General features: G+C 41.6%; 17 protein-coding genes. 12 read left to right on the top strand and 5 right to left on the bottom strand.

Features of this window, described 5'->3' with window-relative positions; all coding sequences use genetic code 11:
• The first annotated feature begins 90 nt into the window (after nucleotides 1-90).
• The gene (gene kynA, locus FHR85_RS03510) at nucleotides 91-918 is read left to right on the top strand and encodes a tryptophan 2,3-dioxygenase (protein ID WP_208379596.1); all 828 of its coding nucleotides are present in this window, start codon (nucleotides 91-93) and stop codon (nucleotides 916-918) included.
• A gap of 237 nt (nucleotides 919-1,155) precedes the next feature.
• Here the strand turns inward: kynA and FHR85_RS03505 are convergent, their stop codons facing one another.
• Complete coding sequence (locus tag FHR85_RS03505) at nucleotides 1,156-2,205, bottom strand: NAD(P)/FAD-dependent oxidoreductase (protein WP_167261160.1); 1,050 nt, start codon at nucleotides 2,203-2,205, stop codon at nucleotides 1,156-1,158.
• A gap of 233 nt (nucleotides 2,206-2,438) precedes the next feature.
• Here FHR85_RS03505 and FHR85_RS03500 point away from each other — a divergent pair, with 233 nt between their 5' ends.
• The 4 genes from FHR85_RS03500 to FHR85_RS03485 are packed head-to-tail and all read left to right on the top strand — an operon-like array spanning nucleotide 2,439 to nucleotide 6,272.
• Nucleotides 2,439-3,287, top strand: a complete 849-nt coding sequence (locus tag FHR85_RS03500) for an ATP-binding cassette domain-containing protein (RefSeq protein WP_167261159.1) — start codon at nucleotides 2,439-2,441, stop codon at nucleotides 3,285-3,287.
• Nucleotides 3,232-4,221 (top strand): iron-hydroxamate ABC transporter substrate-binding protein, encoded by a 990-nt coding sequence (locus FHR85_RS03495; protein ID WP_208379595.1) that lies wholly within the window; start codon nucleotides 3,232-3,234, stop codon nucleotides 4,219-4,221. The genes FHR85_RS03500 and FHR85_RS03495 overlap by 56 nt, the downstream gene beginning before the upstream one ends.
• A 54-nt stretch (nucleotides 4,222-4,275) precedes the next feature.
• Nucleotides 4,276-5,268: a FecCD family ABC transporter permease gene (locus FHR85_RS03490; RefSeq protein WP_167261157.1), complete on the top strand. Its 993-nt coding sequence runs from the start codon at nucleotides 4,276-4,278 to the stop codon at nucleotides 5,266-5,268.
• Nucleotides 5,265-6,272, top strand: a complete 1,008-nt coding sequence (locus FHR85_RS03485) for a FecCD family ABC transporter permease (RefSeq protein WP_167261155.1) — start codon at nucleotides 5,265-5,267, stop codon at nucleotides 6,270-6,272. Before FHR85_RS03490 ends, FHR85_RS03485 begins: the two co-directional genes overlap by 4 nt.
• Nucleotides 6,273-6,487: 215 nt before the next feature.
• Here the strand turns inward: FHR85_RS03485 and kynB are convergent, their stop codons facing one another.
• Nucleotides 6,488-7,102 carry an arylformamidase gene (gene kynB, locus FHR85_RS03480; protein WP_167261153.1) on the bottom strand — a complete coding sequence of 205 codons (615 nt, stop codon included), beginning with the start codon at nucleotides 7,100-7,102 and terminating at the stop codon, nucleotides 6,488-6,490.
• A gap of 14 nt (nucleotides 7,103-7,116) precedes the next feature.
• The gene (gene kynU / locus FHR85_RS03475; RefSeq protein ID WP_167261151.1) at nucleotides 7,117-8,391 is read right to left on the bottom strand and encodes a kynureninase; all 1,275 of its coding nucleotides are present in this window, start codon (nucleotides 8,389-8,391) and stop codon (nucleotides 7,117-7,119) included.
• Between the two features lie 95 nt (nucleotides 8,392-8,486).
• Here kynU and FHR85_RS03470 point away from each other — a divergent pair, with 95 nt between their 5' ends.
• The 3 genes from FHR85_RS03470 to FHR85_RS03460 are packed head-to-tail and all read left to right on the top strand — an operon-like array spanning nucleotide 8,487 to nucleotide 10,940.
• Nucleotides 8,487-9,056: a flavin reductase family protein gene (locus tag FHR85_RS03470; protein ID WP_167261149.1), complete on the top strand. Its 570-nt coding sequence runs from the start codon at nucleotides 8,487-8,489 to the stop codon at nucleotides 9,054-9,056.
• Nucleotides 9,057-9,077: 21 nt separating this feature from the next.
• Nucleotides 9,078-10,103: a low-specificity L-threonine aldolase gene (gene ltaE, locus FHR85_RS03465; RefSeq protein ID WP_167261147.1), complete on the top strand. Its 1,026-nt coding sequence runs from the start codon at nucleotides 9,078-9,080 to the stop codon at nucleotides 10,101-10,103.
• Between the two features lie 42 nt (nucleotides 10,104-10,145).
• A complete protein-coding gene (locus FHR85_RS03460; protein ID WP_243864144.1) occupies nucleotides 10,146-10,940 on the top strand; it encodes a lytic transglycosylase domain-containing protein in 795 nt (264 codons plus the stop codon).
• Between the two features lie 216 nt (nucleotides 10,941-11,156).
• Here FHR85_RS03460 and megL read toward each other — a convergent pair whose 3' ends face one another.
• A complete protein-coding gene (gene megL, locus FHR85_RS03455) occupies nucleotides 11,157-12,332 on the bottom strand; it encodes a methionine gamma-lyase (RefSeq protein WP_167261145.1) in 1,176 nt (391 codons plus the stop codon).
• 258 nt (nucleotides 12,333-12,590) lie between these two features.
• Here megL and FHR85_RS03450 point away from each other — a divergent pair, with 258 nt between their 5' ends.
• Complete coding sequence (locus FHR85_RS03450) at nucleotides 12,591-12,935, top strand: four-helix bundle copper-binding protein (RefSeq protein ID WP_167261143.1); 345 nt, start codon at nucleotides 12,591-12,593, stop codon at nucleotides 12,933-12,935.
• An 88-nt stretch (nucleotides 12,936-13,023) separates the two neighbouring features.
• Here FHR85_RS03450 and rarD read toward each other — a convergent pair whose 3' ends face one another.
• On the bottom strand, nucleotides 13,024-13,914 hold the full coding sequence (rarD, locus tag FHR85_RS03445) for an EamA family transporter RarD (protein ID WP_167261140.1): 891 nt from the start codon (nucleotides 13,912-13,914) through the stop codon (nucleotides 13,024-13,026).
• Nucleotides 13,915-14,065: 151 nt separating this feature from the next.
• On the opposite strand from rarD, the gene FHR85_RS03440 reads away from it, so the two are divergent.
• From FHR85_RS03440 to typA, 3 genes are all read left to right on the top strand, one after another.
• Nucleotides 14,066-14,356 (top strand): HesB/YadR/YfhF family protein, encoded by a 291-nt coding sequence (locus FHR85_RS03440; protein ID WP_167261138.1) that lies wholly within the window; start codon nucleotides 14,066-14,068, stop codon nucleotides 14,354-14,356.
• A gap of 15 nt (nucleotides 14,357-14,371) precedes the next feature.
• Entirely contained in the window at nucleotides 14,372-14,827 is a 456-nt protein-coding gene (locus FHR85_RS03435; RefSeq protein ID WP_167261136.1) for a hypothetical protein, read from the top strand.
• 353 nt (nucleotides 14,828-15,180) lie between these two features.
• The gene (typA, locus tag FHR85_RS03430; RefSeq protein ID WP_167261134.1) at nucleotides 15,181-17,010 is read left to right on the top strand and encodes a translational GTPase TypA; all 1,830 of its coding nucleotides are present in this window, start codon (nucleotides 15,181-15,183) and stop codon (nucleotides 17,008-17,010) included.
• Nucleotides 17,011-17,207 lie beyond the last annotated feature (197 nt).

Here is a 17,207-nt window from a genome sequence, read left to right as displayed (position 1 = left end):
TCTGTTTAAGGGTGGTTATGTTAAGATAAAAGAAACGGATCAATGGGATGAAATGTTTGTTTTAAGTTGATTAAAAAAGGGGTTAGAATCATGACGAATAAACATGAAGAGGATATTCATACTGATTTTAAAGATCGGATGACGTATAGTGATTATTTAGATTTGGATTCGATTTTAAATAGTCAGAATCGCTTGTCAGACCATCACGATGAAATGTTATTTATTGTCATTCATCAAGTCAGCGAACTATGGATTAAATTAACGTTGCACGAGTTAGAAGCGGCAGTGAAAGCGATACAAAATGAAGAGTATCAGCCAGCGTTTAAGATGCTTTCTCGTGTGTCGAGTATTCAAACACAGATTATTAAGGCGTGGGACGTATTATCAACGATGACACCGAGTGAGTATTTAGGTTTCCGCGATCAATTAGGCAACGCGTCAGGCTTTCAATCTTATCAATACCGTTTGGTCGAGTTTGCGCTGGGCTATAAAACTTCACATGCGTTGAAGATATATAAGAATGAACCAGAAATTTATGATCGCTTAAAAGAAGCCTATGAAGCACCAGGCTTGTATGATGTGGCTATTGAGGCGTTGGCTAAAGCAGGATTCGCAATTGATCAGTCTGTGTTGGAACGAGATTTAACAGAAACCTATCAAACGAATGCTAGTGTGGAACAAGCTTGGGTCGAAGTTTATCAAGACCCAGACCGCTACTGGAATTTGTATCAATTAGCTGAGAAACTAGTCGATATCGAAGACTGGATGCAACAATGGCGCTTCCGACATATGAAGACAGTTGAACGCATTATCGGACATAAAACAGGCACAGGTGGTTCTTCTGGCGTCGGTTATTTAAAACAAGTGCTTGACCATTACTTTTTCCCAGAATTATGGAATGTGCGGACTGCGTTGTGAGGAAGGTTTACTATCTATAATTGTGCGGTTAGCCGTTAAAATAGGTGATTTAACTGGGAACAGAGATATTTTATCAGCGAAATTGGGCTGTGATACAGCGAAAAAGAGTGCTCATACAGCGATAAAGCGTTCTGATACGGCGAAAAATTGCTGCGATACAGCGAAATTAAGCTTCCTTACAGCGAAAACTGCTCTTAATACAGCGAAATCCCTATTGAGGTAGGGATTTCGCTATCTTTAAGTGTCTAGCATTTGTTGTTTAAGTTGTTCGTTACGCTCTTTGAATACGTCATTGTGAGATGAAACCAGCGCTTGTCCGCTCGAATCGGGTGAAATAAACTGTTTCGCCTGGTTGACTGCATTGGCTGCGTCTTGGAATGTGCCTGCGATTAAGTTTAATTTCCCGTCGTGTTTTAATATGTCACCCGCTGCGAATACGCCTGGGACGGAGGTCTCGCTAGTTGCATTTCCTTCAATGAAATAATCATCCACCATATTTAAATTTAATTCGCTTTTTTGCAGGAGTTCGGCATCCATTTCATAGCCGTGATTGACGATTACCTCATCGACAGCCACTTGTTCGACTTCATTGGTTTCTTGATTCAACACTTCAACATACTCAATCATTTCTCGGTCAGGGCAAGGGACGAGGTTTGCGATACAAGAGTTAAATAAGCATGTCGCATTACTATTCATCAGTTGGTCGACTTGAGCTTCATGACCTGATAAATGATCTTTTCGACAGGTGACGAAAACTTTTTTAGCAATCGGTTCAAGTTCATTCGCCCAGTCGATTGCTGAATTACCGCCGCCTGAAATAATCACGGTTTTATCTTGGAAACGTTTTAAGGATTTAACTGTATAATTTAAATTCGATACTTCAAATCGATCAGCATTATCTATTTTTAATTTTTGAGGCTTCAAAATGCCACTTCCTACTGCCACAATCACCGTCTTCGTCCAATGTTTGTTGCCAGAATCGCCCGTTAAGTAAAAGAGCCCGTCCTCGTCTTGTTGCATGCTAACGACTTTTTCCCCGTAAATAACGGTGGGATCAAATGTTAAGCCTTGTTCGATTAGCTGGTTCATAAATGTCTCGCCTGTTACAGGAGGCTGTCCACCAACATCCCAAATCATTTTTTCAGGATAGACGTTTACTTTCCCGCCTAAAACATTCTGATATTCGATAATCTTTGTTTTCATGCCACGTAATCCACTATAAAAAGCCGAATACAATCCAGCTGGGCCACCACCGATAATCGTCACATCATATAGATCATGAGTCATAAGAAACTCACCTCGCTCAAAAATTGATAATCATTCTCAATAAATTCTAATCGATTTAGCGATTAATTTCAACCCTTTCGAATCCAGTTATCATCGTTAGGATCAACTATTAAGTATTAATTTATTAGAAACATTTAATTGAGAATAGGTGTTGACTTTCGTGATGTATGTGGTTTAATAGGGGATGTGATGACAGTGATAATCATTATCAATAAAGGCAGGAGGTATTTGCTGTGCGGATCAAAGGTGAGCAATTATTAGTTGGCTATGATGAGCATACCGTGTTGGATCATTTAAACGTCGATATTCCAGAAGGGCAAATAACAGCTATTATTGGCCCCAATGGTTGCGGAAAATCAACTTTGCTTAAAGGGTTAACTAGGATTCTGACGCCAGATTCAGGCCGAGTGTTGTTAGATGGTGAAGATATAGCTAAGCAGAAAACGAAAGACGTCGCTAAGAAGATGGCGATCTTACCACAAAGTAACGATTATGCTAACGGGCTTACAGTTGGTGAACTCGTTTCCTATGGACGTTTTCCGTATCAAAAAGGATTTGGTCGTTTAAGCGAGGAAGATGTGGAAGTGATTCACCAAGCGATGGAATCGACTGGGGTAGAGACATATAAACATCGTCCAGTTGATGAGTTATCGGGTGGCCAACAGCAGCGTGTGTGGATTGCGATGGCTCTAGCTCAAGATACGGAGATGATTTTCCTTGATGAACCAACAACTTATTTAGACCTTGCTCACCAGCTTGAAGTATTAGAATTACTTCAAAATCTTAACCAATCAGAAGGCCGAACGATCGTCATGGTCTTACATGATTTAAATCATGCAGCTCGTTTTGCTGATTACATTATTTCCATGCGTGAAGGTTCAATAATAAAAGAGGGCCATTATGAAGATGTCATGCAAGCTGACGTACTTCGCAGTGTGTTTGATATTGATGCCGTCATTGGGCAAGATCCGCGGACAGGAAGACCGATTTGCCTTACTTATAATTTAATTAAAGGGGAGAATGACAATGACAATAAAGCGGTTGATTCCTTTACTACTGATCGCCATGCTTATGCTAATTAGTGCCTGTGGTAATGGTGATGAATCAGAAAGTACCAATGCTGAGGGATCCAATGATTCCAATACAGAAGAAACGAATGAAGACGATAGCACTGAATCAGAAGAATCAGCTGATGGGGAGATGCGAACTTATGAATCAGAGAATGGTCCAGTAGAAGTTCCGGCCAACCCTGAACGTGTTGTCGTATTATCGACTTATACAGGGAATGTCCTTTCACTCGATACCAATGTCGTAGGCGCAGATTCGTATTCCATGAGCAACCCGCGCTATGAAGAGCATTTAGAAGGGGCTGAAACGGTTACGTCTGAGGATTTAGAGAAAATCATCGAATTAGATCCTGACCTTATTATTGGTTTAGACAGTGAGAAAAATCTTGATCGTCTACGTGAAATTGCTCCAACGGTTACGTATACGTATGGCAACTTAGGCTACTTAGAACAGCACCGTGAAATTGCTAAGCTATTGAACAAAGAAGAACAAGCTAATGAATGGATTGAAGACTTTAAAACACGAGCACAAGAAGCTGGAGAAGAAATTAAGGCCGAGATTGGCGAAGATGCAACGGTGACCGTGATCGAAAACTTTGATAAACAACTTTACGTATTTGGCGACAATTGGGCGCGTGGTACGGAAATCTTGTATCAAGAAATGGGCTTGAAGATGCCTGAAAAAGTTAAAGAAATGGCGCTTGAAGATGGTTTCTATGCGTTATCATTTGAAGCATTACCAGAGTATGCAGGCGACTATATCGTCTATAGTAAAAACAATGATTTAGATAACTCATTTGAAGAAACAGAAACCTATCAGAACATTCCAGCAGTAGAGAATGATCGTGTCTTTGAAGCAGATGCGAAAGAATTCTATTTCAATGATCCTATTTCGCTCGATTATCAATTACAGTTCTTTAAGGAACACTTTCTAGGAGAAGCAGAGTAATCTATTGAGGCGGGGTGCACCCGCCTTTTATTCATGAGATAAAGGTTGATCGTTATGAACACACGTTTTTCTTACATATTCATAAGCTCTATCATTCTATTAATCGTCATGCTAGGTGTGTCGATGGTCTTTGGAGCGATTGATACGACGGTCCATGATGTCTGGCTATCTATTACTCAAGCGAACCCAACTGGTGATGTGTTAATTTTGCGTGAAATACGCTTGCCACGAGAACTTGGAGCTTTATTGGTAGGCATGGCTTTATCTGTTGCGGGTGCTATTATGCAGGGGATGACGCGAAATCCTTTAGCAGACCCAGGACTACTTGGTTTAACAGCAGGAGCTAATGCAGCTTTAGCTTTGGCGATCGCCTTTATTCCGAATATGAATTATTTCGGGATTATGATCGCTTGTTTTATCGGTGCGGCAGTAGGGGCTGCGCTCGTTTTTGGTATCAGTGCACTGAACCCGCGTGGCTTTAATACGTTTCGTATTATTTTAGCTGGCGCTGCTGTGTCTGCTTTCCTCTATGCAGTAGCTGAAGGAACGGGGATTTTATTTCAAATTTCTAAAGATGTCTCGATGTGGACAGCGGGTGCTGTAATGGGAACATCCTGGGGGCAATTGGCTGTTTTAACACCGATTGTCGCCGCGGGAATTCTCATTGCCCTATTATTATCACGGCAATTAACGGTCATGAGCTTAAATGAAGAAATGTCTGTGGGCCTTGGGCAAAACGTAGCCCGTACGAAAACATTATTGTTTATTGTCATTATTTTATTAGCGGGTGGCGCCGTATCATTAGTCGGAAACTTAGCGTTTGTCGGCTTGATGGTGCCTCATATGGTGCGTCCAATTGTCGGAACGGATTATCGTTTGATCCTGCCGATGAGTGCAACAGTTGGCGGTATTTTTATGCTAGCGGCTGACACGATTGCGCGTACGATCAATGCCCCTTACGAAACCCCGCTGGCTGCGATTGTGTCTGTTGTAGGGTTGCCGTTCTTCCTTTATGTCTTGAATAAAGGGGGGCGAGCATTCTCATGATTCATTCAAGTGTGATACGAAAACAACGATTATTGGTTCTAGCGTTCAGTCTATTATTGCTGTTAACGATGATGGTTGGTCTGCAAATTGGTGATTCGACATTAGCATTTAACCGCATGATCGCGACACTTTTCGGTCAAGGAACGTTTGAAGAAGAATTTGTGCTGTGGTCCATCCGCATACCACGCATGTTGGTGACGCTATTGGCTGGTATGGTTCTAGCTCTATCAGGTGCGATTTTACAAGCGATGACGAAGAATGATTTAGCCGACCCAGGTATTATTGGGATTAATTCCGGAGCGGGCGTCGCTGTTGCGATCTACTTCTTGTTCTTCCCTATTGCAGCTGGTTCATTTGCATTTATGTTGCCGTTCGTAGCGTTTTTAGGTGCGTTTCTGACCGCAGCGATGATTTATCTGTTTTCTTATCGGAAACAGTCTGGTATTGAACCTATCCGATTGGTGCTCACAGGTGTCGGTTTTTCGATGGCCTTCTCTGGCTTAATGGTGGTCTTAATTAGTTCAGCCGAGCGGGAAAAAGTCGATTTTATTGTGCAGTGGATGGCTGGTGATATTTGGGGTACAGATTGGTCATTCGTCTGGATCTTATCACCGTGGTTGTTCGTGCTTGTGCCCGTTGTGTTTGCCATGGCTAATCAGATGAATATGTTAAGCTTGCAACAACAAGCCGCCGTTGGAATTGGGTTGCGGATTGAAAAAGTCCGAGTGGTATTGCTGATCATTGCTGTTGCCCTAGCTGCCTCTGCGGTATCTGTCACAGGTGGTATTTCATTTATTGGTTTACTCGCACCGCATATTGCGAAACAATTGATTGGACCGCGGACACAATTATATCTACCGATTTGCCTTTTGATCGGCGGTTGGTTACTGCTTGTCGCTGATTTAATCGGAATGAATTTACTATCAGTCGGTAATCTACCAGCAGGCATTGTGGTCGCGTTAATTGGTGCTCCGTATTTTATCTATTTATTGATGAGGAAATAAACTAAGATGAAGTTTTGAACGAAATAAAAGTTGAAATGGGGAAGAAATAGTACGTGATACGGCGAAAAGGGATGCTCATACAGCGAAAAAGCGCTCTGATACGGCGAAAAAGGATGCTCATACAGCGAAAATGTGTCAATATACAGCGATTTTCCTGAGTTATACGGCGAAAATACGTCTTGATACAGCGAAATCCCCACCGCGGTGGGGATTTTTTATAGGGATTGCAAAACTGCGCGAACGGGCGAACCATCTGCACCTTCTAGCTTGAGGGGCAATGCTGATAAGTAATAGTGACCAGCCTCAACACCATCTAGTGCGACCCCTTCTAAAATATGAATGTCGTTTTCCTCAAAGGCGTGGTGTGTGTCGAGCGTCTTGCTGTCCAATGGGTCGACAGACGGTAAATCAACGCCAACGAGCTCAACTCCGTGTTCGTGGAAAAATGCACCGAGCCGTGAATCTAGCTCAGGAATTTCAGTTGGAAATGGGTCGCCATTTGGCCAAGCATCGGTCTTTAAAATTACACGTCGTACGTCGGATAAATTAATAAAGTTTAAATCTTCAGGTGTAATCCGTTGTTTAGTTGTAAGATCAATCACTAAGACAGGGCCCATGTATAAATCAATCGGTAATTGATCGACAGTTAAGCCGCTATCATTAAAATGAAATGGCGCATCAATATGAGTTGCGGTGTGGCAACTTGTAGTGAATTGGCCAATATTGACTGAGTCTGTTTCGGCTTTTGAAGCGGTTAGATCATATGAAAAGGGTTCATCTTCAGGCCAAGTTGGTGTGTCTGCATTTAATGTTCGTGAAATATCGATCATTGTGGTCACTCTCCTTACGCAATGACGTCGCGTTCATTTTGGTATTGTTTATACGTTTCGTTCGTCATGATATCTTTTAAAATTTGCACCGTGCGGTATATGTCATGATAAGACACGTAAAAAGCGACGGGTGCCAAACGAATAACATTAGGAGCACGGAAGTCAGGCGTGATGTCACGCTCTTTTAGTGCTTTACAAATACTCGCGGCAGCATCATGTTCTAAGCAAATATGACCACCACGACGTTCGTCTTCGCGTGGGTTCCCGATTGTGAATCCGAACTCACTTAATTCGTGTTCGACTAAATACATAAAATAAGCTGTTGCTTGTAGGGATTTTTCACGAACGGCTTCGATTCCGACTTCTTCAAATAATGATAAAGACCCGATTAACGGTGCAGCGCTAAACACATGCGGCGTCCCGATTTGAAATGCGCCAGCGTCTTGAGCCTTTGTAAAAGTATGTTCCATATCGAATTGCTTATCCTTATCAGAACCGAACCAACCTGTTAAACCAGGCGTGCGGTCGAAATGGTTTTCATGAATGAATAAACCCGCGACACCACCAGGCCCGCTGTTAACGTATTTATAATGGCACCAATAGGCAAAATCAACACCGTCGTCATGAAAATTATGGGGGATTGCGCCAACTGAATGACAGCCGTCGAATCCAATCAAAATGCCTCTTTCATGGGCGGCTTCTGTTAGTTTTCGAATATTTAATAATTGACCGCTACGGTATAAAACAGTCGGAAGTACGATCAAAGCTACTTCGTCAGTCATCGCTTGAATAATATCATCCTCATCAATCGTCCGGCCATCACGGCTTTCGACTTGAATTAAATGTTCATCAGGATCATAGCCATGCAAGTTGAGTTGGCTTTGCAAGGCATAAATATCAGATGGAAAATTAAGTTCATCAGCTAAAATTTTCGTGCGTTTACCCTCTGGTTGATAAAAGGTGCTCACGAGTTGGTGAAGATTCGTCGTCGTTGAACCTGTGACAATCACTTCCTCTGGCTTGCCACCTACTAGAGGCGCTACACGCTCACCTAAGTTCTCCGATAAATAAAACCACGGATGTTCACTACTCATCCACCCGCCAATCGCTTCTTCTTTCCAAGTGTTCATCACTTGTTGTAATGATTCTTCTGCTCGCTTAGGCATCAGGCCGAGCGAATTACCGTCTAAATAAATATGGTCGTCACTTATATAAAATTCTTGTTTATATTGATTGAATGGGTCGTTTGCATCAAGCTCTCGCGCAAATGCTTCTGTCGGTTTAAACATGTTTATCCCTCCTTTGTTCAATATATCATAAATGCCGTTCAGGTGAGCGAATTTTCTGTTAAAATAGAGTGAAATACGAAAGTAGGTGGCAACTAATGAGACAACCAACAGATAAAACCGTCATGCATAGTTATCCGGGCATGGTCGCAATCGTCACCGCGAGTCACAATGGTGAAGACAATGTCATGGCTGCTGGGTGGCATTCGTATATTTCATTCGATCCGCCGATTTATGGCGTGGCGATCGGACGCGAACGGTATACATATGAGTTGATTAAACAGTCAGGTGAATTTGCGGTTCATTTTTTACCGATGGAACGGGCAGAATTCATTCAACAATCAGGTAGTTTTAGCGGAAGTGATGTGAATAAATTTGAAGTAGGTGGCATGGAATTTGATCGAGGCCAGACAATTAATGCTCCTATTTTACACGATGCGTATGTGGCTTACGAATGTCGAGTGATTGATGTGAATACATATGGTGATCATGATTGGTTTGTCGGTGATATCACTCAGTTTTATCGTGATGATGAGTTATTTTTGGCAAATGGATTGCCTGATGATCATCAATTAGAAATTCCATTATATCTAGGTCGCTCGATGTACACGACAACAGGTGAACGAGTGGAAAAACGAGTAGATAGAAACAATTCATTCAATCGGTAAATAAAAAGGAGAGATTGGATCATGATCGATTTAAGAAGCGATACAGTAACAAAACCAACGCAGGCGATGCGAGAAGCTAGTTTTCATGCTGAGGTAGGCGACGATGTTTATGAAGAAGATCCGACTGTCACGAAACTAGAGGAAAAAGCGGCTGACATGTTAGGCAAAGAAGCGGCGCTATTCGTGACTAGTGGCGTGCAAGGGAATCAGATTGCGGTCTTAACGCACACACAGCCTGGGCAAGAAATCTTGCTTGAAGAAGAAGCGCATGTGTTTTACTACGAAGGGGCTGCGATTTCTGCTTTTGCGGGTGTACAACCACGGACGATTAAGGGAGCACGTGGCGTGATGGCCCCGGCTGATGTGGCGGCAGCGATTCGCCCAGAAGATGTTCATTTGCCTGAAACTGGACTTATTTTGCTCGAAAACACGCATAACCGAGCAGGTGGTGCGGTGTTGCCGTTAGAGACGATGGAAGCGACCTATCAGATGGCACAAGCGAACAATATTCCAGTTCACTTAGACGGAGCGCGGTTATTTAATGCTCAAGCAGCAACTGGGATTTCAGTCAAAACATACGCTAGCCAAGCCGACACGGTTCAGATTTGTTTATCAAAAGGACTTGGTGCACCAGTCGGGTCGATTATTGCAGGTTCGCATCAATTTATTAAACAAGCCCGGAAATGGCGTAAACGCTTAGGTGGTGGCTTGCGTCAAGTTGGCGTGATTGCAGCACCAGCCATGATTGCTTTAACGGAAATGTCAAAACGATTAGATGAGGATCACAAACACGCTGCGAAACTAGCAAACGGAATTAAAGAAGCGGGGTTTGAACTGGCTTATCCAGTCGAAACAAACATTGTCATTATGGACGTAGCGTCAGCCGGGATAAGTGGCGCTGATATGATGACAAGACTTGCTGATGATGGTATTCAAGCCGTTCAGTTCGGGCCGACACTCGTCCGTTTTGTGACCCATTACGACGTAAGTGAAGAAGAGATCGATGAAACGATTCTAGTGCTGAAAAAAATCAAATCTATGCTATAATAGCGTTAGAGATTTGTCGACAAAGTAAGAGGAGTGACCAATATGGTCGATTCACGTATGTTTGAAGCGGTATTAGGCTATCAACGTGCCATGCAAAATAGCCCGTTTCAGACGAGTCAACAAAATAATCAATCAAATCAAGTGATGAATGGTGATTCGTTTCAACAGCTATTAATGGCTAATATGATGCCTAGTTTTTCGAGTGGTAGTAGTTCGAGTAGTGGATCAATGGCTGGTGCGCTCATGCCGATGGGTGGCTCTGGTTCATCATTTGGTGGTCTAGGGTCTATGTCTAGTTTAATGATGCCGAATGCTATGTCTGGCAGTGGTTCGATGGCTAGTATGATGCCAAGCAACTCTAGTAATCAAGGCATGATGACAGACCTGTTTTCATCCCAAACGAATCAAATTAAACAAGCCTTAGCGCAAGCTGGTGAAGGCAACCTATCAGTTGATACGAGTGATGTTGAACCATCACAGTTTGACGACATGATTCAAAATGTTGCTGAGCGTTTTAATTTGGATCAAGATTTACTTAAATCTGTGATCAATGCAGAATCTAATTTTAATCCAGAGGCTATCAGCAATGCAGGTGCTCAAGGACTCATGCAATTAATGCCACAAACAGCTGAAGCCTTAGGTGTGACGAACCCATTCGATCCCCAGCAAAATATTGAAGGTGGTGCACGTTATTTGCGTGACATGCTCAATCGTTATGACGGGAATCTAGAAAACGCCTTAGCAGCTTATAATGCTGGCCCAGGCAATGTCGATCAATATGGTGGAGTGCCACCGTTTGCTGAGACACAAAACTATGTTTCTAAGATTTTAGGGTAATTAAAAAAGTGGACTGATTTATGAGTTTACTATAAGTGGAAGTAAAACGAGTCCTAATAAATGCATACAATATTAAAAACCGACCCCCATCAAGAGGGGCTAGGTAGCTTAAGGCAAAAATAATCCCTCAGCGCCAGTCAAACGCATATGAGGGATTATTTTTTATGCCTAAATTGTAGCTATAACGTTATCATTCTACATTGTTCATTTTCTGACTCACACCTGTTCTAACGCCTGATTCAAGTCTTCCCAAATATCTTCCCATGCTTCTAAGCCGCATGACATTCGAATTAGTGAATCTGTAATGCCCATGTGTTCTCGACTTTCTTCAGGGACAACTGAATGAGTCATCGTTGCTGGGTGTTGAATAAGTGATTCCGCATCACCTAAACTTACGGCGAGTTTAATAAACGATAGTTTGTTTAAGAAAGCTTGTGCTTCTGCTTTGCTGCCTTCTAATTCAAATGAAATCACGCCAGCCCCTAGCTTCATTTGTTTTTGAGCGATGTGATAGTGCTCGTGATCAGGGTCGAATGGATAATAGACACTTTTAATTTTTGGATGCGCTTTTAGTTTGTCGACGATTTTTTCAGCATTATCGGAATGACGATCCATCCGTAATGGTAAAGTTTTTAAACCTCGCAATAGTAACCACGCATCAAATGGTGCCATAATGCCGCCGATATCTTTTTGAGTGGTCATGGCAACTTCTGAAATAAACTCTTCTTTACCGACTAGTAAACCGCCTACGACATCGCCGTGTCCGCCGATATATTTCGTCGCGCTGTGTAAGACAATATCACAGCCTAAATCGATGGGACGCTGTAAATACGGCGATGAGAACGTGTTATCGACGACAACTGGAATGTCGTATTCTTTTGCAACACGCGCAATCATCTCAAGATCAATCATTTTCATCGTCGGGTTAATCGGTGTTTCGATATAAATCACTGCTGTATTGTCTTGAATCATTTGGCGGACCACATTTTCTGATTCCATAAAGCTGAAATCGGATTGAATATTATATTTGTCACGCATGATATCGAGTAATCCAAAAGTACAACCATAGATCCCTCGCGAGCATAAAATATGATCATTTGCTTTCGTTAAGGCGATCAATGTTGCTGATACAGCTGCCATACCTGATGCGAAGGCAAGCCCAGCTTCTGCATTTTCTAACTTAGCAATTCGCTCTTCTAGGTGTCTAACGGTCGGATTGCCGAGACGCGAATAAATAAAGCCGTTATCCTCTCCTGCAAATCTTGCTTCTCCTTGTTCAGCATTCGCGAACGTATACGTTGATGTTTGGTAGATGGGTGTCGCTAAACTGTCGTAATGGTCCTTTGAGTCATATGCATGATGAATCACATCTGTTTCAAATCGATTTGACATTGTGTAACTCCCCTTTAATCCCTTTTGATAAAAGTATAACATAAAATATGAAAGCGCTTTCTAAATTTTGGATAAAAAATTTTGAAAATATGAGTCAGCATGAACTTTTGCAATAAGTATATCTAGTTATTAATCAAAATTATGAACTATTAGGATAATTGAGGATGATTATTTAAAAAGTAGTGTGTAACCCTTATTTTATAAATCAAATATAAACGGGCATGATAAAGGACGATCATTCAAAGAGGAGTGTTGTTTATGGGTGTATTATCAACATCACCAACGAATATGGATGCGTGTATTGAAGCGTGTCAAAAATGTTTGAGAGCTTGTGAGGAGTGTATGACGGCTTGCTTGCAAGAGCCAGACGTTCAAGCGCGGATCAATTGTATTCAGACGTTGCATGATTGTGCGGATATTTGTGGTCAAGCAACAGAGTATATGGCGCGAAACAGTTCATTTTCAGTTACGCTTTGCGGCGTATGTGCGCAAGTGTGTGAACAATGTGCTGTTGAGTGTGAGAAGATGCAAGATGATCATTGTCAAGAATGTGCGCAAATCTGTCGTGAATGTGCCCAAGCATGCCGGCAAATGGCAGGTTAGTCTGAATGTAAAAAGGCGAAGAGCGTTAAAGGTCGTGCCCTGACGCATCTTCGCCTTTTTAATATTAATTTTGACTCTACTATAACCATCAACCAACTTGCCGTAAATGTTTCACGCGTTCGTATGTGTATAAAATAAGCCCGATCCAAATCAATATAAACGTCACGGCATGAACGGATGTGAATGGTTCGTTGTATAAAAACACCCCAATCAAAAGCATAAGTGTTGGTGCGATGTATTGTAGGAACCCAATCAACGACAATGGAATTCGTTTCGCCCCTTGTGCGAATAATAGCAGTGGAATTGCTGTTGCGACACCTGCTCCAATTAAAATCAATGTTGTTCCCCATGACGCACCTAAAGCACCTCCGCCGGAAAATTTTAATCCTGCAATATAAATAAACGCAATGGGTGCCACAACCATTGTTTCGATTGCTAAGCCGAAAATGGCATTCAACTGAACGACCTTTTTCAATAATCCATATATACCGAATGTCATAGCGAGTGCTAAAGCAGCCCATGGAAACGATCCTAAATTAATCGTCATGTAACTAACGCCAATAAATGCCAGGGCAATGGCTACCCATTGAATCGAACTAAAGCGTTCTTTAAGGAAGATAAGGCCAAATAAAATACTAATTAATGGGTTAATATAGTAACCAAGGCTTGCATCGAGGACGTGATCAGAGTTGACAGCCCATATGTAAATTACCCAGTTTAAACTGATCACGATACCTGCGGCGCTAATACCAAGCGCAGTTTTAGCGTTAGTAAATAATGATTTAACTTCAGCTACTAGTAAGTGCCAACGTCGGATCACCAAAATAAATATAATCATAAAAGCGAGCGACCAGAAAATTCGGTGTGCTAGAATCTCCCAAGCTGGTACATGCTCGATTAATTTCCAGTAAAGAGGGAGTAGTCCCCACAATAAATAAGCGAACGTTGCATATAGAATTCCGATCCGTTCCTCCGTCATGTTGTCACCTCATTCAATGTTTTAGCGCGTTAAGGCGTTCATGAAATTTTACGATACCCGAAACAATTTTGCAATGGCTAAAGTGGAATAATTTGTTGTTTAAGCATGTTTTCGGTACACTAACAGTAAGAGACTAGAAGGGGGTTTTAGCATGAATATTAACATAACAGATGAAGCGGTTAACTGGTTCAAAGATGAGATGGATTTAGAAGATGGCGATGCGATTCAATTTTATCCAAAATACGGAGGCGACAGTGCGTTTCAGTCAGGTCTTTCGATCGGGATGGCCATTGGAAGTGCTAACGAACCACAGGTCACGACGGAGAAACAAGGCATTTCTTTTCAGATTGATCAAAAAGATGTTTGGTTTTTTAACGATAAAGATTTGCATGTCGGTTTGAAAGATGGCGAGGTCGCTTATTCCGACGAACCATTGAATTAAGAAAGGGAGAGTTACATGACTTGGACACGCGAACAAGCGTATGATTTATTGAAAACCGTGTACACCGATGATGTCATGCAACAAGAGAAACGACGTGTCTTTAAATTATTGTACAATCAATTGTATGAACGTTTGGATGATTTGGCCATTAACCAAGCTATTTCAGAACAAGCAGAAAAACAGTTATATTTATTCAAAAATTTTACCTTTATGCCTGGGGATAATATTTTTCAATCGATGCGTTATATGTTCTTGATCGCAAGAGGTGAAAAGGAACTAGACCGACAGACAACTCGAGATCATCTTGATCGGATTTATAAATCACTCTATCAGCCAGCAGGCCTTAAAAATCCTGTGATTCCCGACCATTTTTGGGAAACGCCAATCGGGATCGCATGCCACATTGCTGAAGAAGGCGTAGAAGCGGTATATCCATTACTAGATGATATTAATGAAGCAAGCACTCCTTAATGTTAAGGGGTGTTTTTTGTATCATGATGAATGGTTAATGGGTGAAATTAATTGACTAATAACCATGATTAAACGTTGTATACCGTTCGTTCTGTTATCCTTTGTATAATTTAGTTGAACAAATGGGGATTATATTGTTAAGGTGGCAAATGGTTTCATTAAAAAGTTCTTATGTATAGGTCATTTAAATTTAAACGGGAACTACAAATTGATTGGAATGGCGAGCACCTATGTGTCACGCCACTACAGACAGTCAACTAATCAATCGTTAAAGTTTAAAGCTATACAGATAACGGGAACTGATATATAATGACAAAGGCAGGAAATTTATCGAAAAGAAATGGAGCGTTTTTATGCAAGAGCAAAAAGATATTCGTAACATCGCGATTATCGCGCACGTCGACCACGGGAAGACAACATTAGTAGACCAGATGTTGCACTATTCAGGTACGTTTCGTGATAATGAGAACATTGATGAGCGTGCGATGGATACGGATGATTTAGAAAAAGAGCGTGGAATTACAATTCTCGCTAAAAATACCGCGATTAATTATGGTAACACTCGGGTTAATATTTTAGATACACCTGGTCACGCAGACTTCGGCGGTGAAGTTGAGCGTATTATGACAATGGTAGACGGGGTTATGCTCGTTGTTGATGCTTACGAAGGGTGCATGCCACAGACGCGTTTCGTACTCAAGAAAGCATTAGAACAAAACTTGAAGCCAATGGTCGTACTCAATAAAATTGACCGCCCGAGTGCTCGCCCACAAGAGGTCATTGATGAAGTATTAGACTTATTTATCGAGCTTGGTGCTGACGATGAGCAATTAGAATTCCCTGTTGCTTATGCATCAGCATTACAAGGAACTTCTGGTTATGAAGCTGATGATCAGCAAGAGACAATGGAGCCGGTTTTCGAAACGATCTTAGACTATATTCCAGCACCAACTCCACTTGCAGATGAACCGTTACAATTCCAAGTAACATTACTTGATTATAACGATTTCGTCGGTCGTATTGGTGTCGGTCGTGTCTACCGTGGTCGTATGAAAGTAGGCGATCATGTCGCAGTCATGAAGAAAGACGGTTCTGTGAAAAATCAGCGCATTAACAAATTATTCGGCTTTATTGGCTTAAAACGAATTGAAATTGAAGAAGCGGTAGCGGGTGACATTGTCGCAATCGCTGGCTTAGAAGATATCAACGTCGGTGAAACAGTCTGTGATATGAACCATCACGATCAATTACCGATTCTACGTATTGATGAGCCAACGCTACAAATGAAGTTTGTCACTAACAATAGTCCGTTTGCAGGTAAGGAAGGTAAGCATATTACCTCTCGTAAAATCGAAGAACGTCTATTAACTCAACTTGAAACAGACGTGAGTTTACGTGTTGAAGAGACAGAATCACCAGATGCTTGGATTGTATCAGGACGCGGTGAACTTCACTTATCGATTTTAATCGAGAATATGCGTCGTGAAGGTTATGAACTGCAGATTTCTAAACCACAAGTTATCATTCAGGAAATTGATGGCGTGAAATGTGAACCTTATGAGCACGTACAAGTTGATGTTCCTGAAGATTATACAGGTCCGGTTATGGAATCACTTGGAGAGCGTAAAGGTGAAATGGTCGACATGATCAATCAAGGTAATGGCCAAGTTCGAATTGAATTTAAAGTGCCATCCCGTGGTTTGATCGGCTATTCAACTGAATTTATGTCACAAACACGTGGTTACGGTATTCTGAACCACTCATTCGATTCTTATGAGCCTGTTGCTCAAGGATCAGTTGGTGGCCGCCGTCAAGGTGTGCTTGTCTCACAAGAAAAAGGTAAAGCAACGCCATATAGTATTATGAACTTAGAAGATCGTGGTACAATTTTTGTTGAACCAAATACGGAAGTCTATGAAGGTATGGTTGTCGGTGAGCATAACCGTGATAATGATTTAACAGTTAATATTACGAAAGCAAAAGAACTGACTAACGTTCGTTCCGCAACAAAAGATAACACCGTAACTTTAAAAGGTACTCGTAAATTAACCCTAGAAGAAGCAATTGAGTATTTAGATGACGATGAATACTGCGAAGTAACACCTGAATCGATTCGCCTACGTAAGAAGATCCTGCATAAAGGCGAACGTGAACGCGAAGAAAAACGTAAAACAGGTAAATAGAAGTTAAGTATAAAGCACCGATGAGGACTCACTTTATTGAGTTCACATCGGTGCTTATTTATGGTGGTGGATAAGTATGACGATGAGGGTTTCTTAAGGCATAAAAAAGGTTCTAAGTCAAATGTTGGGGTGCTCTCTTAAGAGCACTCCTTACTTATGCCATTTGGCCTTGTATATCCTTATATTTATGATGCAAT

It is taken from the genome of Alkalibacillus almallahensis (genome assembly GCF_011761495.1).
GTDB lineage: Bacteria > Bacillota > Bacilli > Bacillales > Alkalibacillaceae > Alkalibacillus > Alkalibacillus almallahensis.
This window is presented reverse-complemented; position numbering and strand designations above follow the sequence as displayed.